This window comes from Nonomuraea sp. NPDC049655 (assembly GCF_044465465.1).
Taxonomy (GTDB): domain Bacteria; phylum Actinomycetota; class Actinomycetes; order Streptosporangiales; family Streptosporangiaceae; genus Nonomuraea.
Genome location: NZ_JBITLS010000007.1, coordinates 88,959 through 109,937 on the forward strand (window position 1 = coordinate 88,959; position 20,979 = coordinate 109,937).

The 20,979-nt window shown below is 73.2% G+C and carries 15 protein-coding genes; 5 read left to right on the forward strand and 10 right to left on the reverse strand.

Annotated elements, in window-relative coordinates:
- Positions 1-62: 62 nt before the first annotated feature.
- Positions 63-1,196 carry an acyl-CoA dehydrogenase family protein gene (locus ACIBQ6_RS23215; protein ID WP_397214387.1) on the reverse strand — a complete coding sequence of 378 codons (1,134 nt, stop codon included), beginning with the start codon at positions 1,194-1,196 and terminating at the stop codon, positions 63-65.
- Entirely contained in the window at positions 1,193-4,675 is a 3,483-nt protein-coding gene (locus ACIBQ6_RS23220) for an indolepyruvate ferredoxin oxidoreductase family protein (protein WP_397214389.1), read from the reverse strand. Before ACIBQ6_RS23220 ends, ACIBQ6_RS23215 begins: the two co-directional genes overlap by 4 nt.
- Before the next feature lie 93 nt (positions 4,676-4,768).
- Between ACIBQ6_RS23220 and ACIBQ6_RS23225 the strand changes: the two genes are divergently transcribed.
- Positions 4,769-5,215, forward strand: coding sequence for an Lrp/AsnC family transcriptional regulator (locus ACIBQ6_RS23225; protein WP_357979480.1), 447 nt, complete (start codon positions 4,769-4,771; stop codon positions 5,213-5,215).
- Here the strand turns inward: ACIBQ6_RS23225 and ACIBQ6_RS23230 are convergent.
- The gene (locus tag ACIBQ6_RS23230) at positions 5,138-5,713 is read right to left on the reverse strand and encodes a GNAT family N-acetyltransferase (RefSeq protein WP_397214391.1); all 576 of its coding nucleotides are present in this window, start codon (positions 5,711-5,713) and stop codon (positions 5,138-5,140) included. The two genes, ACIBQ6_RS23225 and ACIBQ6_RS23230, sit on opposite strands and share 78 nt — an antisense overlap.
- Before the next feature lie 72 nt (positions 5,714-5,785).
- Positions 5,786-6,769 (reverse strand): polysaccharide deacetylase family protein, encoded by a 984-nt coding sequence (locus ACIBQ6_RS23235; RefSeq protein ID WP_397214393.1) that lies wholly within the window; start codon positions 6,767-6,769, stop codon positions 5,786-5,788.
- A gap of 253 nt (positions 6,770-7,022) precedes the next feature.
- On the opposite strand from ACIBQ6_RS23235, the gene ACIBQ6_RS23240 reads away from it, so the two are divergent.
- Positions 7,023-8,297: a C39 family peptidase gene (locus tag ACIBQ6_RS23240; RefSeq protein WP_397214395.1), complete on the forward strand. Its 1,275-nt coding sequence runs from the start codon at positions 7,023-7,025 to the stop codon at positions 8,295-8,297.
- On the opposite strand, the gene ACIBQ6_RS23245 is transcribed toward ACIBQ6_RS23240, so the two are convergent.
- Positions 8,298-9,620: an FAD-binding oxidoreductase gene (locus tag ACIBQ6_RS23245; protein WP_397214397.1), complete on the reverse strand. Its 1,323-nt coding sequence runs from the start codon at positions 9,618-9,620 to the stop codon at positions 8,298-8,300.
- A 204-nt stretch (positions 9,621-9,824) separates the two neighbouring features.
- On the opposite strand from ACIBQ6_RS23245, the gene ACIBQ6_RS23250 reads away from it, so the two are divergent.
- The gene (locus ACIBQ6_RS23250) at positions 9,825-10,751 is read left to right on the forward strand and encodes a sigma-70 family RNA polymerase sigma factor (protein ID WP_397214399.1); all 927 of its coding nucleotides are present in this window, start codon (positions 9,825-9,827) and stop codon (positions 10,749-10,751) included.
- A 4-nt stretch (positions 10,752-10,755) separates the two neighbouring features.
- Here the strand turns inward: ACIBQ6_RS23250 and ACIBQ6_RS23255 are convergent, their stop codons facing one another.
- The 5 genes from ACIBQ6_RS23255 to ACIBQ6_RS23275 form a co-directional block, all read right to left on the reverse strand.
- On the reverse strand, positions 10,756-11,817 hold the full coding sequence (locus ACIBQ6_RS23255) for an amidohydrolase family protein (RefSeq protein ID WP_397214401.1): 1,062 nt from the start codon (positions 11,815-11,817) through the stop codon (positions 10,756-10,758).
- Positions 11,814-13,106, reverse strand: a complete 1,293-nt coding sequence (melA, locus tag ACIBQ6_RS23260; RefSeq protein ID WP_397214403.1) for an alpha-galactosidase — start codon at positions 13,104-13,106, stop codon at positions 11,814-11,816. The genes ACIBQ6_RS23255 and melA overlap by 4 nt, the downstream gene beginning before the upstream one ends.
- A 3-nt stretch (positions 13,107-13,109) precedes the next feature.
- Positions 13,110-14,054: an alcohol dehydrogenase catalytic domain-containing protein gene (locus tag ACIBQ6_RS23265; protein ID WP_358292235.1), complete on the reverse strand. Its 945-nt coding sequence runs from the start codon at positions 14,052-14,054 to the stop codon at positions 13,110-13,112.
- 245 nt (positions 14,055-14,299) lie between these two features.
- Positions 14,300-15,514 (reverse strand): cytochrome P450, encoded by a 1,215-nt coding sequence (locus ACIBQ6_RS23270; RefSeq protein WP_358292233.1) that lies wholly within the window; start codon positions 15,512-15,514, stop codon positions 14,300-14,302.
- Positions 15,515-15,645: 131 nt separating this feature from the next.
- A complete protein-coding gene (locus tag ACIBQ6_RS23275) occupies positions 15,646-17,763 on the reverse strand; it encodes an ATPase (protein WP_358292231.1) in 2,118 nt (705 codons plus the stop codon).
- A 126-nt stretch (positions 17,764-17,889) separates the two neighbouring features.
- Here ACIBQ6_RS23275 and ACIBQ6_RS23280 point away from each other — a divergent pair, with 126 nt between their 5' ends.
- Together ACIBQ6_RS23280 and ACIBQ6_RS23285 are read left to right on the forward strand one after the other, a co-directional pair.
- On the forward strand, positions 17,890-18,861 hold the full coding sequence (locus tag ACIBQ6_RS23280) for a PP2C family protein-serine/threonine phosphatase (RefSeq protein WP_397214406.1): 972 nt from the start codon (positions 17,890-17,892) through the stop codon (positions 18,859-18,861).
- 83 nt (positions 18,862-18,944) lie between these two features.
- Positions 18,945-20,927: an amino acid transporter gene (locus ACIBQ6_RS23285; protein ID WP_397214408.1), complete on the forward strand. Its 1,983-nt coding sequence runs from the start codon at positions 18,945-18,947 to the stop codon at positions 20,925-20,927.
- Positions 20,928-20,979 lie beyond the last annotated feature (52 nt).

The following is a 20,979-nucleotide window of genomic DNA, read 5'->3' on the forward strand; positions in this document are numbered from 1 at the left end:
GTTTGGCCTACTTCGCCAACGGTGTCCCATCACAGGGAAGCGGGGTTCTCGGACGTCAGGGGCTACTTCGCCAGTTGGCGGGCGATGACCAGGCGCTGGATCTGGTTGGTGCCCTCGAAGATCTGCATGATTTTGGCTTCGCGCATGTAGCGCTCCACCCGGAACTCCCTGGTGTAGCCGTAGCCGCCGAATACCTGGACCGCGTCCGTCGTGACCTTCATCGCGGTGTCCGTGGCGACCAGTTTGGCCACGCTGGCCTGCCGGCTGTAGTCGAGGCCGGCGTCGCGGCGGCGGGCGGCGTCCAGGTACGTCGCCCGCGCGCTGTCCACCCCCGCCGCCATGTCGGCCAGCAGGAAGCCGAGGCCCTGGTGGTCGATGATGCGCTTGCCGAAGGTCTGCCGCTCCTTGGCGTAGGCGACGGCCTCGTCCAGGGCCGCCTGGGCCAGGCCGACGGCGCAGGCCGCGATGCCGAGCCGGCCGGAGTCGAGGGCGCTGAAGGCGATCTGCAGGCCCTGGCCCTCCTCGCCGATCAGCCGGTCGCCGTCGATGACGGCGCCGTCCCAGTGGGCGCTGGTGGTCGGCACGGCGTGCAGGCCCATCTTCTCCTCGGGGCGGCCGAACGTCAGCCCTTCGGCCGCGCCGGGCGCGAGGAAGCAGGAGATGCGCTCGCCGGTGCGGGCGAACAGGGCGTAGAAGTCGGCGATGCCGCCATGGGTGATCCAGGCCTTGTTGCCGGTGATGCGGTAGTCGCCGCTCTCGGTGCGCTCGGCCCGGCAGGTGAGCGCGCCCGCGTCCGAGCCCGCCTGCGGCTCCGACAGGCTGTAGCCGCCGACGATCCGTCCGGCCAGCATGTCGGGCAGCCAGCGTTCGCGCTGCTCGGTGGTGCCGTACGCGGCCACGGGGAAGCAGGCCAGCGTGTGCACGCTCGTCGCCACCGCGACCGCCGCCCAGCGGGCCGCCAGCTCCTCGATCACCTGGAGGTACACCTCGTACGGCTGGCCGCCCCCGCCGAACTCCTCGGGGTAGGGCAGCCCGAGCAGTCCGGCCGCGCCGAGGGTGGCGAACAGCCCCTCCGGGTACGTCTCCGCGCGCTCGTGCTCGTCGACCCGGCGCGCGAGCTCCTTGTCGGCGATGTCGCGGGTCAGCTCGATCAGGTCTTTGGCGTCCTGGTCGGGGAGCAGGCGGTCAACGGTCACGACGACTCCTTGGGTGCGGCTTCGGCGAGGCGGGCCAGGGCGGCCGCGGCCCGCTCACGGAACTCGGCGACGCGGGCGAGCTTGATGTCCTCGTACCCGCGGATCGACTCGGGAAGGCCGGCGATCTCGGCGACGGCGTCGATCGTGCCGGGGGTCAGCCGGGCGAGGGCGGCACGCATGAGATCACGATATTCGGTGATCAGTTCCCTTTCGACCCGGCGGACCTCGGCCTGGCCGAACACGTCGAGGGCGGTCCCGCGCAGCACGCGTGCGGCCCGCAGGCCGCGGAACAGCACCGGCGCGGAGCGGCGCAGCCGGATCTTGCGCTTCATGCCCATCGCGCGCAGCAGCGGCGGGTGCAGCAGCACGGACACGACCGCGTCGGCGCCGTACTCGCGCTCGCGCCTGGCCTGCTCCTCGGGGTCGAGGTGCAGCCGGGCGACCTCGTACTCGTCCTTGTAGGCCATGAGCTTGTGCAGGGAGCGGGCGTAGGCGAGCCCGACGCGCGCGCCGGCCTCCTCCCCCGCGCGCCCGGCCGCCTCGGCGACCACGCGCCTGACGTCGGTCTCGTACGTACGGGCGTAGGTCTGGTTCTGGTAGCCGGTCAGGTCCGCCACCCGCAGGGCCAGCGTCTCCTCCAGGCCGGGCGCGGGCCGCTCGGCGGGCTCGGCGAGCGCGGCCCGGCGTACCGCCTCACGGTCGGCGACGGCGGCCCGGCCCCAGCGGAAGGCCGCGAGGTTCTTCTCGACGGCGGCCTTGTTGAGCCTGATCGCCGCCTCGATCGAGGCGGCCGAGACGGGCAGGCAGCCGTGCTGGTACGCCGCGCCGACCAGCAGCATGTTGGCCGGCATGTGGTCGCCGAACAGCGCCTCGGACAGCTCGTGGGCGTCGAGGTACAGGTTGTCCGCGCCCTCCGTGGCGGACTCCAGCCTGACCACCGCATCGGCCGAGGAGCCGGGCACGGTCGCCCGTCCGGTGACCATGGCGGCGGTGGGCACGATGGAGGTGTTCACCACGGCGACCGTCCGGCCGGGCGCGGCGACGGCGAGGTTGGCGTCGGCGGCGACCCCGAGCAGGTCGAACCCGATCAGCACGTCGGCCGTGCCGCGCGAGGCGCGCACCGAGCCGTCCACCGGCCGCTTGGCGATGCGCACGTCGCTGACGACCGGGCCGCCCTTCTGCGCGAGGCCGGTCTGCTCGATGCCGGCGGCGTGCAGGCCGTCGAGGTGGGCGGCCATCTGCAGGATCTGCGAGACCGTGACGACGCCGGTGCCGCCGATGCCGGGCATCCGGATCAGCGTCTCGGCGTCGCCGTCGAGCCTGACGACCGGCTCCGGCAGCCGCACGGGCAGCGGCGGCAGCTCGCGCGGCGCCCTGGTGCCGGGCTCGACCAGCAGGAACGACGGGCAGTCGCCCTTGAGGCAGCTCAGGTCGGAGTTGCACGACGGCTGGTGGATGCGCGTCTTGCGGCCGTACTCGGTCTCGACGGGCTGGACGGACAGGCACGTCGAGACGTCGCCGCAGTCGCCGCAGCCCTCACAGACGCGCTCGTTGACCACGACCTTCGCCGTCGGGGTGGGCAGCTTGCCGCGCTTGCGCAACCGCCGCTCCTCGGCCGCGCACTTGTCGTCGTGCAGCAGGACGGTCACGCCGTCGAGGGCGGCCAGCTCGCGCTCGACGTCGGCGAGGTCGTCGCGGTGCCGCACGGAGGCGATCGGCGCCAGCCGCACCCCGCGGTACGTCTCCGGCTCCGGCGTGGTGATGACGATCCTGCGCACGCCCTCCTCGGCCAGCGAGCGCGTGAGCGCGGGCACGTCGAGCCGCCCTTCGGCGCGCTGGCCGCCGGTCATGGCGACGGCGTCGTTGTAGAGCAGTTTGTAGGTCATCGTCACCCCGGCCGCCACCGCGGCCCGCACGGCCAGGGAGCCGGAGTGGTGGAAGGTGCCGTCGCCGAGGTTCTGCACGAAGTGCCGGTCCCGGGTGAACGGCGCGAGCCCGATCCACTGGGCGCCCTCGCCGCCCATCTGGGTGATGCCGATCTGGGTGCCGCGGCCGTGCCCGTCGAGGGCGATCATGGCGTGGCAGCCGATGCCGACGCCGACCAGCGTGTCGTCGGACGTGCGGGTGGAGGAGTTGTGCGGGCAGCCCGAGCAGAAGTACGGCGTGCGCGCGGCGACCATCGGCAGCAGGCGGCGCGCGGCGGACGCGGGGCGGGACAGGTGCACCGTCCCGCGCGGGAGCCGGTCGGGGCCGAGGCAGGTGGCCAGCGCCTTGGCGACGTCCTCGGCGCCGAGGGTGCCGCGGGCGGTCAGCAGGTCCCGGCCCGACACGACGGGGGCGCGTTCGCCGCCGTAGAGGGCCTGCTTGAGCTGCCCTTCCAGGAACGGCACCTTGTCCTCGACCACCAGCACCCGGTCGAGGTCGGAGGTCATGGCGGCCAGGTCGGCCTCGGCCAGCGGGAAGGGCATGCCCAGCCGGATCAGGCGCAGCCCGAGGTCCTCGGTGGCGCTCTCGTCCAGGCCGAGGTCGGCCAGGGCGCGCAGGACCACGGCGTACGTGGTGCCGGAGGCCAGGATGCCGAGCGTGGCGCGGGGGGCGTCGCGCATGACGCGGTTGAGCCCGTGCCTGCGGCCGTAGTCGCGGGCCAGCTCCAGCCTGCGGGTGAGCAGGTCGTACTCGGCGTCCAGGGCGGAGGGGCCGACCAGGATCGGTGACTTGCCGCGGTCGGCGTGGTCAGGGGTGGGGATGTCGTACGGCGCGCCCAGCTCGACGGTGGCCGAGGCGTCGGCGATGTCGGCGACGATCTTCAGGCCCGTCCACAGGCCGGTGGCGCGGGACAGGGCGACCGCGTGCAGGCCGAACTCGATGATCTCGGCGACCGAGCCGGGCGCGAGCAGCGGCATCGACAGGCTCTGGCACATCGGCTCGCACGAGCTGGGCACGGTGGAGGACTTGCAGCCGGGGTCGTCGCCGATCCAGGCCACCGCGCCGCCCAGCGCGGCGGTGCCGGCCATGTTGCCGTGCCTGATGGCGTCTGCGGCGCGGTCGAGGCCGGGGTTCTTGCCGTACCAGAAGGCGGTGACGCCGTCGTGGCTGCGGCCGGGGACCTGGCCGAGGAGCTGCGTGCCGGCCACGGCCGTCGCGGCCAGCTCCTCGTTGAGTCCGGGCTGGAAGACGACGCCGGCCTCGTCCAGGAAGCGGGCCGCGCGGCCCATCTCCAGGTCCAGGCCGCCCAGCGGGGAGCCCTGGTAGCCGGAGACGAAGGCCCTGGTGTTCAGGCCGCGGTCCCGGTCCAGGCGCCGCTGTTCGAGGGTCAGCCGGACGAGGGCCTGGATGCCGGAGATCAGCACCCGGCCCTCCGGCGCGGCGTACTTGTCGTCGAGCGACACGGTCGCGCTGTTCACGCTCACGCGAACCTCCTGGCGGGCAATGCGTATGTGGGGTTTCCCAGCACAGCAACGGAGAGCTACTGTGCGCAAGTATCAGACGTGAAACCACAACGAAGACGCAAATAATGTGAGCTGGGCGATTCTGGCGCAGAAGAACTTTGCGTCACCAAGGAGGATTCTCACATGCCGGACATCGACGACATCGACCATCAGGTGCTCCGGCTGCTGCGCGAGGACGGCCGCCGCACCTTCTCCGAGATGGCCGAGCAGGTCGGGCTGTCGGTGGCGGCGGTCAAGCGGCGGGTCGACCGGCTCAGGGAGATCGGGGTGATCACCGGGTTCACCGTGCAGATCGACTACGCCAAGCTCGGCTGGGGCATCGAGGCGTTCACCGAGCTGCGGTACCCGGGGACCACGCCGGTGGGCGAGATCGTCCGCACGGCGACGGACGTGCCCGAGGTGCAGGCCGTCTTCACCATCGCCGGCGACCCCGACGCCCTCATCCACGTACGGGTGCGCGACCTCGGGCACCTCCAGCAGGTCATCGACCGGCTACGCCGGGCCGGCAACGTCACCGGCACCAAATCCCTGCTGGTCCTGGGCTCCTGGACGCGCGACGCCCTCACCTGACGACCCGGCCGTCCGCTCGCGGCGCGCGTCGCCGGAGGGTCGGTTCACCCAGGCGTACTCCAGCTCGGGCAGCTCGAACCCCTGCCGGAAACGGCACATCCGCTCGTCGGTGCGGCGTGCGCCGTGCCGTTCGTAGAAGCCGATGGCCCGGGTGTTCGCCCTGAGCACCTCCAGGTAGACCTCCCGGCCGGGATGCTCGTCCGCCGCCCAGGCCAGTCCGTGCCGCAGCAGGCGCGATCCGGCGCCGGAGCCCGTGCTCCCCGGCCGCACGTGCAGGTTGTCGAGCAGGATCCGGCCGTCCGGGGACGGCAGCAGGTAGGCGAAGCCGAGCAGCTTCCCCTCGTCGTCGTGGCCGACGAACAGGCCCGCCCCCCGGACGGGCGGGTCCAGCCGCTCCCGCCAGAGCGCGAGCCGGTCGTCGTCCAGGGGGCCGTTCAGGAAACCGGCGGGCATGATGCCCGCGTAGGCCGTGCGCCAGCTCTCCACATGCAACGCCACGATCGGGGAAATGTCGTCAATTGTCCCGTTTCTTATCAGCATGGCGGAGAGCATTCCATACCGGGACGGGCCTCACCCCACCCGGCAGGAGACCGCGGGCCAGGTCCGGTCGCCGTTGTGCTGGACGGTGAACCCGAAGGTGTTGCCGTCGCCGTTCGGCCGCATCGTCATGACGTTGCCGGTGCCGTCCCAGGTCGGGGTGCCGTTCCAGGTGGCGATGATCTTCTGCGGGCTGCGCACGGCGACGGTGGCGATCCAGGAGTTCGTGCCGGAGACCGCGACCGACAGGTTGAAGCGGTCGGCCCACTGCCGGCCCGCGGAGACGGTCGCCGTGCAGGCGCCGCCGGGCGGCGGGGACGAGGGCGGCGTGGACGGGCCGCTCCCGTCGGGCGCGACGGCCCGGCCGGTCGCCGGCGAGATCATGCCCGCGCACATGTTGCGGGCACGCAGGTTCGCGGCGATCTGCGGGATCGCGGCGATGGTCGTCGCGTAGTCGTCGTGCATGAGGATCACCTGGCCGTTCTGCAACCGGCCGGCGGCCTGGACGATCTGGGCGGTGCTCGCGCCGTTCCAGTCCTGGGAGTCGACGTCCCAGATGATCTCGGTGAGGCCGAGTTGCTGCTCGACCGACCGGAGGGTGGCGCCGGTCTCCCCGTACGGCGGCCGGAACAGCCTCGGCGCGACGCCGGTGGCCTGCTGGATCGCCTGCTGGGTGCGTTGCAGCTCGGACTGGATCTGGGCGGCGCTCAGCTGCGTCAGGTGCGGGTGGGTCCAGCTGTGGTTGCCGATCCACATGCCCGCGTTCTGCTGGGCGCGGACCAGGGCCTGGTTGTTCTGCGCGTTCTGGCCGACGTTGAACATCGTGGCCCGCAGGCCGTTGGAGGTCAGCGCGTTGAGCAGGCTGGAGGTGGTGGCGGGATCGGGGCCGTCGTCGTAGGTGAGGCCGACGTAGCCGCCGCCGCAGTCGGCGGCGTTCGAGGGGGTGGTGGCCCAGGTCAGCGCGAGGCCCGCGGCGAGCGTGCACGCGGCGCCGAGGATGAGCAACTTCCTGATCATGGTCTGCCTCCAAGGCGGGCGGCGGGTACGGGAGCTCGATCGCGAGTGTGATGACCATGCCGAAACATGTCAATCCATCACAGAAACTTTCGCCACCGCATGGCGGACAACACCAGGACGAGGTGCGGCGATCGGGAGAGAAAGTTTCGGTGCGCGGAAAGCTTCATGGCTCATACGTAGATTTCCCGATGCTTTGCCCGCCGGATGTCCCTACTGTCGGGCCCATCCGAAGCCTTCCGAGCAAGGTGGGTTCATGCGCGCGCTGACCGTCCTCCTGTCCGGACTCCTGCTGGCCACCACCCTCCAACCGCCCGCCGTCGCCGCCGTCGCCGGGAAGGACGCCGCCGGGACGAAGCCGGGCCCCGTCGTGCCCGACGTCGTCTACCAGCGGGCCGACTTCGCCACCGGCACCGGCGAGGGCACGTCCGCCGCCGACGGGCTGTCGTTCGCCTCGGCCGCCGGCACCACCTCCTACACCGACGCCCTGGGCACCAGGACGTGGGAGTACGCCCGCTGGACCGGCCCCGAGCGCACGGTCGGCTTCCCCGCCACCCAGCTGATCGCCTCCTGGACGGCCGACGTGCCCCAGGGAAGCTGGCTGCAGGTCGAGGCCAGGGCCAGGAACACCGCCGGGCTGAGCAAGTGGTACGTCCTCGGCCGCTGGTCCTACGCGGAGGGCGACATCCTGCGCACCTCCGTGGCCGGCCAGGGCGACGCCGACGGGTCCGTCGCCGTGGACACGCTGGTGGCGGCGTCCGGGCGGCAGCTGTCGGCGTACCAGCTCCGCCTGACCCTCTACCGCAGTCCGGGCTCGGCCGTGACGCCCCGGGTGCGCACGTTCGGCGCGATGGCCTCGAACGTGCCCGACCGCAAGACCGTCCCGGTCAGCCCCGGCGGCGGGGGGTGGGGCGTCGAGCTGAACGTCCCGCGCCGCTCCCAGAACGTGCACGCGAGCCACTACCCCGAGTGGGACGGCGGCGGCGAGGCGTGGTGCAGCCCGACCTCGACCACGATGGTGCTCGGCTACTGGGACAAGTGGCCGAGCGCGCAGGACACCTCCTGGGTGGACCCGTCCGACCCGAACCCCGAGGTGGACCACGCGGCCCGCTACACCTACGACCACGCCTACCAGGGCGCCGGCAACTGGCCGTTCAACACCGCCTACGCCGGCCGCTACGGCCTGGACGGCTTCGTCACCCGCCTGCGCACCCTGACCGAGCTGGAGCGGCTGATCAAGGCGGGCATCCCGGTGATCACCTCGCAGTCGTTCAAGAAGGGCGAGCTGCCCGGCGCCGGTTACGGCACCGACGGCCACCTCATGGTGATCGTCGGCTTCACCGCGTCGGGGGACGTGATCGCCAACGACCCGGCCTCGTCCAGCAACGACGCCGTCCGCCACGTCTATCCGCGCGCCGACTTCGAGAACGTGTGGCTGCGCGGTTCGAGCAGCGGCGGCGTCGCCTACGTCATCCGCCCGCCCGGCCACGCCCTGCCCGCCACGACGCCGGGCCTGCCCGCCAACTGGTGATCAGTCCAGCACCGGGTAGTTGGCGCGGAACACGCCCTGCGGGTCGCGCGACCGCTTGATCTCGCGCAGCCGGGCGAGCGCCGGCTCGGGGAACGCCTGAGCCGCCCGCTCGCCCGGCGACAGGAACGTGTACGGCTTGCGCCCGCTCACCCGATCGCCCAGGGCGGCGACGACCGCGTCCTGCTTGGCCCGTACGGCCTGGCCGAGCTCGGGGCTGATCCCGGCCCCGAGCAGGTAGAGCAGGTACGGCTCGGCCAGCGCTCCCCCGGCGCCGCCGCCCGGCCGGGTCAGCGCCCCGCCCAGGTGCCTGACCTGCATGGCGACCAGCGGCCCGACCGGCTCGGCCAGCAGGATCTCCACGGCGCCGGCGTCCAGCCCGGTCAGCAGCTCGGTGCGGGCCACCGCGGGCGCCGGGTCGGTCGGCTCGGCGGTGATCGCGCCGAGGTCGGCCGTGGCCATGGCGGACCGGGTGTCGCTCAGCACGCCGTCGATCTTGGCGAGCCGGTCCAGCAGACTCTCGGCCTCGGCCGCCTCGCCCAGGTAGGCCAGGTCCACGGTCACCATCGGAGGCGCCTTGGGGAACTGGACCCGGTTCACCCACAACGACAGCTCGGGCGGCGCGTCGGCGGTCAGCTCGCGGAAGGCCGCGAACACCTCGGCCTCCTTTGCGCCGGGCCACATGAGACGGCCGCCGTACAGGGCGCGCTCGGCGTACAGGTCGAACTCGACGGCGGTGACCAGCGCGAAGTCGCCGCCGCCGCCGCGCAGCGCCCAGAACAGGTCGGGGTCGCTCTCCCCGGTCACCCGCGCGGGCCGGCCCTCGGCGTCCACGACGTCGAAGGCGCGCACGCTGTCGGCCGCCCAGCCGTACCTGCGGCCGAACCAGCTCAGGCCGCCGCCGAGGGTGTAGCCGGTGACGGTGACGGCGGGGTTGCTGCCGGCCAGCCCGGTCAGGCCGTGCCTGCCCGCCTCGGCCTGCACCGCGCCCCAGGTCACGCCTGCCCCCGCGCGGGCGCGCCGCTCGGCCGGGTGGATCTCCAGCTCGTCCAGCCGGTCGGTGCGCAGCAGGATCACGCCGTCGGCGGTGCCGCTCGCGCCGTGGCCGCGCGGCTGGGCGGAGACGGTCAGCCCCTCCTCGCGGGCATGGCGGACCAGGGCGGCCACGTCGGCGGCGTCGGCCGCCTCGACCACGGCGGCCACCGGCTGGGCCACGGTCAGGTTCCACGCCCTGGCCGCCGCCTCGAATCCCTCGTCGCCGGGCAGCCACACGCGTCCCTCGACCGCGGTGCGCAGCTTGTCGTACGTCATCATCCACTCCTTCATGAAGACTCACCTCCTTGACGACGCGGGCTTGGGAAAGGTGACCGACCGCCGGAAAGATCGCCCCGGGGACATGCCGACGGGCCCCGGCGCGCTCGTGCGCCGGGGCCCCTCACCATGTCCTGACGGGCTTAGGATGCCGCCATGGTCGCCCCCCGTCGTCGCCCAGCCGCCTGTATGACGACCCGGCGCGACGAAAGGTGACCGATGAACGCGCAAGCCGACCTGGCCGGCCACTTCGACCTGACCAGGAGCCACCTGCGGGCGGTGGCGCACCGCATGCTCGGCTCGGCCGACGAGGCCGACGACGCCGTCCAGGAGACCTGGCTGCGGGCCGCCCGCGCCGGCACGGACGGGGTCGCGAACGTGCCCGGCTGGCTGACCACGATCGTCGGCCGGGTCTGCCTCGACATGCTGCGCGCCCGTGGACGCAGGGACGAGCAGCTCGTCGAGAGCGAGCGGTTCGACCAGGTGAGCGTCCATGACGGCGATCCGGCCGACGCGGCGGTGCTGGCCGACTCGGTCGGGCTGGCCCTGCTGGTGGTCCTCGACACGCTGAGCCCGGCCGAGCGGGTCGCGTTCGTGCTGCACGACCTGTTCGCGATGCCGTTCGGGGAGATCGCGCAGATCGTGGCGCGCTCCCCCGCCACGGCCAAGAAGCTGGCCAGCCGGGCGCGGCAGCGGGTGCACGGCACGCCCGTCCTGCCCGCCGCCGACCACGCCAGGCAGCGCAGGCTCGTGGCCGCCTTCCTCGCCGCGGCCCGCGCCGGCGACCTGGACGCCCTGCTCGCGGTCCTCGACCCCGACGTGCTGCACCGGTCGGACGTGCCGGGGTCGGGCGGCGAGCGGCGCGGCGCCCGTCCGGTGGCCCAGGGCACGCTCACCGATTCCGGCCGCGCGCGCTTCGCCGACCTCCTGCTCATCGACGGCAGGCCGGGCATCGGCGTGCTGCGCGGCGGCCGGCTGTTCCTGGTGCTGCGCGTCACGACGGACGGCGAGCGCATCACGGAGATCGACATCGTCTCCGACCCGGTCCGCCTGGCCGCCCTCGACCTCGCCCTCGACCCCGCCCTCGACCCCGGGCCCGGCCCCGGGCCCGGCCCCGCCCCGGACGGCGGCGTGCCGGCGCCCTGACCGGTCAGGCCAGCCGCGGCACGAGCCGCAGCGCGTTGCCCGCGTACACCTGCGCCAGGACGTCGTCGGGCAGGTCGAGCCCGGAGATCGTCCACCGGCCCATCAGCGGCGGGTCGTCGAGGGAGTGCGCGAACGCCTCGTCCTCGGTCTCCATGAATCTGAAGTGGATCCGGTAGACGTCCGGGTGCGGCGGGATCTCGTCGGTGCCGAACAGCACCCGGCCGGGGTGGCGGAGCATGAGCGCCCGCGTGGCGCGCGGCTGGCGTCCCAGCTCGGCGACGCGCGCCGCGATGTCGATGTGGAAGTTCGGGTACGCGTCCAGCATCCGGCCGGCGAACCCCAGGTTCTCCGGCCAGCACCCGGCGTGCACCCCGATCACGGTCGTGGCCGGATGCCGGGCCACCATCGACTCCATGGCCTCCATGAGCCGCTCGAACGGCGGGAACCCCGGCCCGGAGAAGTTCCAGTCGGGCCGGGCGGCCAGCAGTTCGAGGCGTTCGTTGCGCTCGTCCACGGGCTGGAAGAAGGCGACCGGGTCGGCGGTGTGCAGGGCGATGGGCACGCCCGCCTCCCCCACGGCGGCCCACAGCGGGTCCAGCCGGGGGTCGTCGAGCATGACCAGCTCGCCCCGGTGGTCGCGCACCCGCAGCCCGACGTCCTTCCACACCTTCAGCCCGGCCGCGCCCTCGGCGACCGAGCGGCGCAGCTGGGCGGCCAGCCGCTCGCCGAAGCCGGGCGTCGCGGTCTCGGACCAGTCGACGTGGCAGAACGTGGCGAACCGGCCCGGATGGGCGGCGTCGTAGCGTTCGAGGTTCTCGGCCAGCTCCCGGCCCCATCGGCCGTCGAGGTTGACCATGCCGCGCAGGTTGAGCTCGTCCATCATGCCGATCAGGGCGGGGACGTCCTCGACCATCCAGCCGCCGTCCTCGGACAGCCAGCGGCCGAGGTGGATGTGGGCGTCCACGACGGGCAGCCGGGCCCGGTCGACCTCGTGCACGGCCACCCGGAGCTGGGACACCGGACGGTAGCGGGACAGCGGCAGGCCGGCGTCGGACGACAGGGTCACTTCCTGATGCCTTCGGGCAGCAGGTCGCCGTGGGCCTCGATGAGGGCGTCCACCAGCTCGCGGACCTTGCGGACCGGCAGGGTGGCGGCGGTGTTGGGGTCGAGCAGCGCGGCCTGGTAGACGTGGTCGCGCCGCCCTTCCAGGGCCGCCTTGACGGTCAGCTCGCCGACGCTGAGGAAGGCCCGGTTGAGTGCGGCGACCTGGGCGGGCAGCTCGCCGACGGGCAGCGGCCGCACGCCGGACCGGTCGACGTGGCAGGGCACCTCGACGGTGGCCTCCGGCGGCAGGTTGGAGATCAGGCCGCCGTTGCGCACGTTGCCGTGGATCAGCCTGCGGGTGCCGGTCTCCATCGAGTGGATGGCCAGCGAGGCCAGCTCGTCGCCGCGTTCGATCGGCACGCCCCGGCCGGCCTCCAGCGAGCTCTTGTACTGCTCGTACTCCTCGTAGCCCTCGGCCAGCCACTCCAGGTAGACGTTGATCGGGATGCGGTACCGCTCGACCTCCTCGGCGTGCGGCAGGAACCACGGCAGGTACTCCGAGCCGTGCTCGGAGGACTCGGTCGGGAAGTAGCCGAAGTTGCGGTAGACCTCCACACGCACCCGCCGCCGCAGCTCGGGGTCCCGGTCGATCAGCTCGTCGAGCCGCCGGTAGAGGTTCTCGCCGTCGCGCTCGAAGCGCAGCACGAACGCCTGGTGGTTGACGCCCGCGGTGAGAAAGGAGATCTCCTCCTCCGGCACGCCGACCATGGCGGCCAGCGTGCTCTGCGTGTCGCGGGCGGCGTGGCAGACGCCCACGACGTTCTTGAACGGAGTGCCGGCGTAGACCGACCAGGGGATCATCGACATCGGGTTGGTGTAGCTGAACAGCACCGAGTCGGGGGCGAGCTCGGCCAGGTCGTCGCCGATGCCGACCATGACGGGGATCGTGCGCAGGGCGCGGAAGATGCCGCCGATGCCCAGGGTGTCGCCGATCGTCTGGCGCACGCCGTACGCGGCGGGGATCTCCAGGTCGCGCCTGACCGCCTCCAGGCCGCCCACCGCGATCTCGTTGATCACGTAGTCGGCGCCCTCGACGGCGGGCCGGCGGTCGGCGTACGCCTCGATCCGGGCGCCTATGCCCAGCTCGGCGACCATCCAGCGGGCCATCGCCGCGGCGGTGTCGAGCCGGGCCCGGTCGATGTCGTGGAGCACGATCGTGGACTCCGACAATTCCGGAAATGTCAGGATGTCCGAGAGGAGGTTCTTGGCGAACGTGATGCTGCCGGCGCCCACCAGGACGATGCGGGCCATGGGTTACCTCGATTCCGGGGTCAGCAGGGCTTTGACGGGGGTGGCCTGGCCGTTCATCAGCCGGGTGAAGACCTCGGCGCCCTCTTCCAGGGGGAAGGTCCGGACCCAGCTCAGGTCCCAGCGGCCGACCAGGCCGACGGCCGCGGCGAAGTCGGCCGCATCGTAGGCGAACGAGCCCAGCACGCGCTTCTCGCCGCGCACCAGGTCGGCGGCGTCGTACCCGGCGACGTGGTCGGCCAGGCCGAGCCAGACGGCCACGCCGCCGGGGCGCAGCCGGGACAGGGACTGCTCGTGGGTGGCGGCGGCGCCGACCGCGTCGAAGATCACGTCGTACTCGCCGGTCAGCTCGGCGCCCGCCGCCACGCCGCCGAGCCCCGCGGCGACGGCCAGCCGCTCGGGCGAGCGGTCGGCCACGTCCACGCCGGCCGCGCCGCCGGACAGGGCGGTGAGCAGGCAGGTCAGGCCGATGGCCCCGGCGCCGATCACGCCCACGCGCGCCCCGGCCGGCCGCCCGGCCAGCCCCCAGGCGTGCACGGCGTTCGCGGCCGGCTCCACCACGCCGGCGGCGGTCCAGCCGAGCCCGTCGGGCAGCGGCACCACAGCCCCGGCCGGCACCGCGACGCGCTCGGCGAAGGCGCCCGGCCGGTGCACGCCGATGATCTGCCGCTTCCTGCACACGTTGGGCCGGCCGATCAGGCACACGTCGCACGCGCCGCACGACAGGATCGGGTTGACCGTGACCGGCCGCCCGTCGTCGGTGCGCCCGGCGAACTCGTGCCCCATGACCAGCGGCGGCACCCGGAACCCGGGGGTCCGCACGCCGTGCAGCTCACTGCCGCAGATGCCGGAGGCGACCACGTGCACCAGCACCTCGTCCGGCCCGGCCACGGGCTCGGGCACGTCCCGCTGCTCCACGACGCCGGGGGCGGTGAAGACGAGAGCCCTCACGAGGGCCGGCCGGCGGTCGAATGCGCGCGTTCCATGGAGATCCCGTCCTGTTCCTGTTCCGTCATAAGGAATGCTATTCCGAACTGGCGCTAGGAGACCATTGCGGCGAAGATCGTGTCAAGAGGCCGAGAGGAAGTGAGGGGGCGTCACCGCACCCGGCACGACAGGAGCGGCCGGGTCGAGGACGTCATCCTCGACCCGGCCGCCCTGTTCCGAATCACGGAAAGCCGGTTTGACAGGCAGAATCAGCGCAGCAGTACGGGCACCGCCAGGGGCCCCTCGGTGATGATCGACGCCGTGTAGGCGATCTCCTCGGGGCGGACCGCCAGCCGCAGCCCCGGGAACCTGCCGAACAGCGACGACAGCGCGATCCTGGCCTCCAGCCGGGCCAGCGGCGCCCCCAGGCAGAAGTGCGGGCCCCGGCCGAAGCCGAGATGCCCCTCCTTGGCCTTGCCCAGGTCGAAGCGGCCGGCGTCCGGGCCGTAGCGGGCCGGGTCGGTGCCCGCGCCGGTGAGCCCGACGACGATGGGCCGGCCCGCCGGGATGGTGGTGCCGGCGACCGTGACGTCCTTGAGCGCGTAGCGGAAGACCAGGCCGACGACCGAGTTGCGGCTGCGCAGCGCCTCCTCCACCACCTGCTCCCACGCGTCCTCCGTACGGGCGCGGTCGAGCTGGGCGGGGTCGGCGCACAGGGCCACGACCGCCTTGGCGATCAGGTGCACGGTCGTCTCGTGGCCGGCGACGAGCACGACCCACAGGATCCACAGCAGCTCGTTGTCGGACAGGCGGCCGCCGTCGTCCTCGTTGGCGCGGATCAGGCCGGTGGTCAGGTCGTCGGCCGGCTCGCGGCGGCGGCGCGCGATGAAGGCCGCCAGATAGCCGAGCAGCGACCCGGCCGCCGCGTTCACCTCGTCGGGGGCGGCGGCGTGCGACAACATCACCCCCGTCCACTCGCGGATCTGCGCCCGCTCCTCCTGCGGGACGCCGAACAGCTCGCAGATCACGGCGACCGGCAGCGGCTCGCTGAAGGCGTGCACGAGATCGACCTCGCCGTCCCGCTCGGCCATGCGGTCGAGCAGCTCGTCGGTCATCTCCTGGACGCGCGGCGCGAGGGCGGCCACCCGGGCCGGGGTGAAGGCGCGGTTGATGAGGCTGCGCAGCCGCCGGTGGTCGGCGCCGTCCTTGGTCAGCAGGTGGTCGCCCTCGATGACCTGGCGCAGCGGCCAGTCGGCGGGGACGCTGCCGTCATGAAGGCCGGTGAAGTTCCTGGCGTCCTTGCTGTAGAGCGCCTCGTCGTTGGCCAGCACCTCGTCCGTCGCCTCGTAGGAGGTCACCAGCCAGCCGTTCACCTCCCCCGGCAGCAGGACGGGCAGGACCGGTCCGTGCTCGTCCCGCAGGCGGCGGATCGTGTCGGACGTCCGCTCGCCGGGAACCGGGAACGGAAGTGGCGCGGTGTCCAATGCAGCCTCCCATGTACGGATGTCTCCCTACTCTCCGTGGTAACGCCGATGGATCCAAGGGGTGAGGTTGTCACCCCCAGGCAGGCAACATCTGCCTCCTCCGCCACGTCGGAGCCCCAGGATCGGCGGTCTCACACGTTCGGCAGCCCCTCCCCCTCGGGTTCGAGCGCGTACGCGATCCCGGCGTCGACCTCGCCGTCGTACCCGGCGCGGAACGCCGACCCGTACGCGTCGTCGCCCAGGGCCTCGCGCGCCTGCCGCTCGCACTCCTGCCGGGCCGCCACCCAGGCCGGGACGCTGGCCTGCGCCTGACCGTGGCTGCTCCAGATCCGCTGCGCCAGCCCCAGCAGCCGGGCCGCCCGCTCGGGCCGGCCCGCGGCCCCCGCGCCGAGCGCCAGCAGGTCGACGGTCAGCCCGATGCCGAAGTCGTCGTGCAGCCTCCGCTTGGTGCGCAACGCCGCCTGCCCGTAGGCGACGGCCGCCGCCACCCGCCCGCGGGCCAGCTCGGCCTGGCCGCGCAGCAGGTCGCCGTGGGAGCGCATGGCCTGCTCGCCCTGCTGGTCGCACAGGGCGCGCAGATCCTCCAGCACCGAGATCGCCTCCTCGATCCGGCCGGCGACGGTGTGCGCGACGGCCCGGCACATCAGCGCCAGCAGCCCGGCGATCGTCAGCTCGTCGCCGCTCCAGCGCATCGCGTACGCCGGCTCCGACTCCGCCATGGCCTGCTCCAGGTCGCCGCGGATCACGCCGGCCGACGAGCGCAGCGCCTTGACGCACAGCGCGGCGAAGGCGTCGTCGTCGGCCGCGGCGGCCTCGCACTCATCGGCCCGCGCCTCGACCGCGGCGGCGTCCCCCTGGGTGGCGGCGAGCAGGCCGTCGGCCCACAGGGCGCGGGCGCGGACCGGGCCGGGGGCCGGGTCGAGCGCCAGGGCCTGGCCCAGGTAGTGGCGGCCCTCCTTGGCGTAGCCGCAGCCGTACCAGAAGAAGGCCAGCGTGCCGGCCAGGTCGAGGGCGGCCGCGCCGTCCCGCTCGCCGAGCGCGGTCTCCAGCGCGGCGCGCAGGTTGTCGTGCTCGCCGACCATCCGGTCGTACCAGGCGGGCTGGCCGGCGCCGAGCCAGCCGGCCGCGCCGCGCACGGCCAGATCCTGGTAGTGGGCCCGGTGCCGGCGGCGCAGTTCCTCCTCCTCGCCGAGGCCGCGCAGCCAGCCCGCGCCGTACTCGCGCAGCGTGTCCAGCATGCGGTAGCGCTCGCCCGAGCCGGTCGGCAGCCAGGTCAGGATCGACTCGTCGGCCAGGGCGTCGAGCAGCAGCCCGATGTCGGCCTCGGGCAGCCGCTCGTCGGCGCACACCCGGCGCGCCGCCTCGGCGTCGAAGTCGCCGGCGAACACCGACACCCGCGCCCACAGCAGCCGCTCGGCGGGCTCGCACAGCTCGTGGCTCCACCCGACGGCGGTACGCAGCGCCTGGTGCCAGGGCGGGTCGGCCTCCTGGGTGAGCGCGGGGTCGTCCTCCAGGGTGGCGAAGCGGTCCTCCAGCCGGTCGGCCAGATGGCCCAGGGGCAGGTCGCGCAGCCGGGCCGCGGCCAGCTCGATCGCCAGCGGGATGCCTTCGAGCCTGCGGCACAGCCGGACGACGTCGTCGCGGTTGGTGTCGGTGATCTCGAAGGTCGGCATCGTCGCCGCGGCGCGCTCGACGAGCAGGGTCACGGCGTCATGGCCGAGCGGCGCGGTGGCGCCCGCGGCCGGCACCGGCAGCGGGTCGACCACGATCACCAGCTCGGGGCCCACCTCCAGCGGACGGCGGCTGGTCGCGAGGACGTGCAGGCCGGGCACCGCCGCGAGCAGCCCTTCGACGGTCGCCGCGCACGCCCCGACCAGGTGCTCGCAGGTGTCGAGCACGAGCAGCAGCTCGCGCCCGAACAGGTGCTCGGCCAGCACCTCGGACATGGGCCTGGTGGTCTGGTCGGTGAGCCGGAGCGCCTCGGCGATGGCGTGCGGCAGCAGGGTCCCGTCGTCCAGCGGCGACAGCTCCACCAGCCAGCAGCCGCCGGCGAAGTCGGGCCGAAGGTCGGCGGCGGCGCGCAGGGCCAGGCGGGTCTTGCCGACGCCGCCCACCCCGGTCAGGGTCACCAGCCGCGAACGCCGGCACGCCCTGCGCACCTGCTCCAGCTCCGCGCCGCGGCCGATCAGGCTCGTGAGTTCCGCTGGAAGGTTGCCCGCCTGCCACTTACCTGCCATCGTGATCGCCACCTATCGGATGAAGTTGTGACAGCAGCTTGCCGGAACCTGATGCACTGCGTGACTAAAAGTGAGAAAGTAGCTACTCACCCTGTTCGCCGCGTCCGGAAAGAAGAAGCCGATAACCGGAGACACACCATGCGTTCACAGCGAGGCTGGTTCCTGCTGTTCCTGCTGGTCGAAGGGGTTGTCGCGCTCTATGTCACCTTCGGGCGCGCCGGTTTCGACCCGCTGACGGGGCTGCTCGTCCTCGCCCCTGCGACGGGGCTGGCGTCCGTGGCCTACCGGTTCCAGTGCGACCAGGAGCGCGAGTTGTCCCGGGTGCGGCAGATCGCCGAGCTGGCCCAGCAGGCGATCGTCCGGCCGCTGCCGCCCCGGCTCGGCGGCATGAGCCTGGCCGTCCACACCCGTTCTGCCACCGACCAGGCGCTGATCGGCGGCGACCTGCACGACGCGCTGGTCGCGCCCTCCGGGGTGCGGCTGATCGTCGGCGACGTCAAGGGCAAGGGCATGGAGGCCGTCCGCCTGAGCGCCGTCGTGCTGGCCTCCTTCCGGCGGCACGCGCCCGGCGCGCCCGACCTGGTGACGCTGGCCACGGCGCTCGACGCCGACCTCGTCCCGCACCTGGGCGAGGAGGACTTCGTGACCGTCCTGCTGGCCGAGTTCGTGCCCGGCGAGGTGCGGCTGGTCAACTGCGGCCATCCGGCTCCCCTGCGCATCGGCCACCGTCTGGAGGCGCTGGAGCCGCCCGAGCCCTCGCCGCCGCTCGGCCTGGGCCCCGAGCCGCGGATGCGGCGCGCCGGGCTCGGCCTGTCCCAGCGGCTGCTGCTCTACACCGACGGCCTGAGCGAGGCCAGGGACGCCGACGGCGTGGAGTTCCCGCTCGACCAGCACGTCCGGCACGCCCTGGCCGCGCCCGGCCTCGACCACGCGCTGCCCAACCTGCTCGACCTGCTGGACGAGCACGCCGGCGACCTGCGCGACGACCTGACGCTGGTGCTGGTGCAGCCGGTGCCCGCGCCGGACCCGGCCGAGCGCGCGGCCGGTCCCGCGCCGGACGGCCCGGCCGCCACCGCCCTTCCGGCCGACTCCCGCAAGGACGGCTTCTGAGGGAGGACCGCGGCGGGGGCCGCCGGGATCGGACCCCCTAAGGTGGGGACGTTCGTTGGCGGCGTCCCCGAGAGGAAGTTCCGGTGAGCGGTACCGGTGAGCTTGCCATACCCGAGTCGGTCGAGAGCGCGGGCCGTACCGGGCCGCCTTCGAGCCGGCCGGCGCGATGGCTGCTGCGGCACCAGGTCCAGCCCGTCGGCCCGGAGTCGGCCGAGGGTCACGGCGAGCCGCAGCCCTGGTGGAAGGTCATGTGCCTGACCGGCGTCGACTACTTCTCCACCCTGGCCTACCTGCCCGGCATCGCCGCGCTCGCGGCCGGCGCGCTGTCGCCGCTGGCCACGCTGCTCATCGTGGCGCTGACGCTGCTGGGCATGCTGCCGATGTACCGGCGGGTGGCCAAGGAGAGCCCGCACGGGCAGGGGTCGGTCGCCATGCTCGAACGCCTGCTGCCGTTCTGGCGGGGCAAGCTGTTCGTGCTGGTCCTGCTGGGGTTCGTGGCCACGTCGTGGATCATCACGATCACGCTGTCGGCCGCCGACGCCTCGGTGCACATCCTGGAGAACCCGTACTTCCCGAGCTTCCTGCACGGGCACGCGGTGATCATCACCGTGGTGCTGCTGGTGGTGCTCGGCGGGGTGTTCCTGATGGGCTTCACCGAGGCGGTCGGCGTCGCCATCCCGCTGGTGGCGCTGTTCCTGCTGCTCAACGCGGTCGTCGTGGCCGTCGGGTTCGCCGACGTGGCGGCCGAGCCGGAGACCCTGTCACGCTGGACGGACGCGCTGCTCAACGGGCGCGGCGGCTTCACCGGGCTGGTCGGCCCGGCGGTGCTGGCCTTCCCGCTGCTGGTGCTGGGCCTGTCCGGGTTCGAGACGGGCGTCAGCATGATGCCGCTCGTGGCCGCCCAGGGCGACGACCCCGAGCAGCGGCTGCGCTCGCGCATCGGCAACACCCGCAAGCTGCTGACCGTGGCCGCGCTCATCATGAGCGTCTACCTGATCGCCACCAGCTTCGTCACGACCGTGCTCATCCCGGCCGAGCAGTTCGCGCCGGGCGGGCAGGCCAACGGCCGGGCGCTGGCGTACCTGGCGCACGAACGGCTCGGCGAGGGCTTCGGCACGGTCTACGACGTCAGCACCATCCTCATCCTCTGGTTCGCCGGCGCCTCGGCCATGGCGGGCCTGATCAACATCGTGCCGCGCTACCTGCCCTCGTACGGCATGGCGCCCGAGTGGGGCAAGGCCGTCCGGCCCGTCGTGCTGGTCTACACGGCCATCTGCGTCCTGCTCACCCTGGCCTTCAACGCCGACGTCGACGCCCAGGCCGGCGCGTACGCCACCGGCATCCTGGCCATGATGGTCTCCGGCGCGGTGGCGGTGACCATCTCGGCCGTCCGCCACCGCCAGACCCCGGCCGTCGTGGGCTTCGCCGTGCTGACCCTGGTGCTGGTCTACGCGCTGGTGGAGAACATCAGGGAGAAGCCCGACGGCATCACCATCTCGGCGTTCTTCATCCTCGGCATCGTCGCGATCTCGCTGATCTCGCGGGTGTCGCGCACGACCGAGCTGCGGGCCGACCGGATCGAGTTCGACGAGACGGCCCGCCGGTTCGTCACCGACTCGCTGAACCACGACGGCGCGCTCAACGTCATCGCCAACCGGCGCGGTCCCGGCGACGCGGCCGAATACCTGGCCAAGGAGAGCGAGCAGCGGTCCATGAACCCGGTGCCGGGCCGGGCCGACGTGCTGTTCCTGGAGATCGACGTCATCGACCCGTCCAGCTTCAGCGACGTGCTGCGGGTGCGCGGCGTCGAGGTCGACGGCCACCGCGTGCTGCGCGCGGAGAGCCCGGCGGCGCCCAACGCGATCGCGGCCGTGCTGCTGGCGCTGCGCGACGGCACCGGGGTGCGTCCCCACTGCTACTTCGAGTGGGCCGAGGGTTCGCCGATGGTGCACCTGCTGCGTTACCTCATCCTGGGCCGCGGCGACACCGCGCCGGTCGTCCGCGAGATCATCCGCAAGGTCGAGCCCGAGCCGCAGCGGCGGCCCGGCATCCACGTCGGCGGCTGACCGGCCGCGACCGGTCCAGGGCCGGTCCAGGGCCGGTTCGGGGCCGGTTCGG

Coding starts and splice junctions, on each gene's coding strand:
- ACIBQ6_RS23225 (WP_357979480.1), top strand. CDS start 4,769: ATGCCGGACATCGACGACATCGACCATCAGGTGCTCCGGCTGCTGCGC.
- ACIBQ6_RS23235 (WP_397214393.1), bottom strand. CDS start 6,769: ATGATCAGGAAGTTGCTCATCCTCGGCGCCGCGTGCACGCTCGCCGCG.
- ACIBQ6_RS23240 (WP_397214395.1), top strand. CDS start 7,023: ATGCGCGCGCTGACCGTCCTCCTGTCCGGACTCCTGCTGGCCACCACC.
- ACIBQ6_RS23245 (WP_397214397.1), bottom strand. CDS start 9,620: ATGAAGGAGTGGATGATGACGTACGACAAGCTGCGCACCGCGGTCGAG.
- ACIBQ6_RS23250 (WP_397214399.1), top strand. CDS start 9,825: ATGAACGCGCAAGCCGACCTGGCCGGCCACTTCGACCTGACCAGGAGC.
- melA (WP_397214403.1), bottom strand. CDS start 13,106: ATGGCCCGCATCGTCCTGGTGGGCGCCGGCAGCATCACGTTCGCCAAG.
- ACIBQ6_RS23280 (WP_397214406.1), top strand. CDS start 17,890: ATGCGTTCACAGCGAGGCTGGTTCCTGCTGTTCCTGCTGGTCGAAGGG.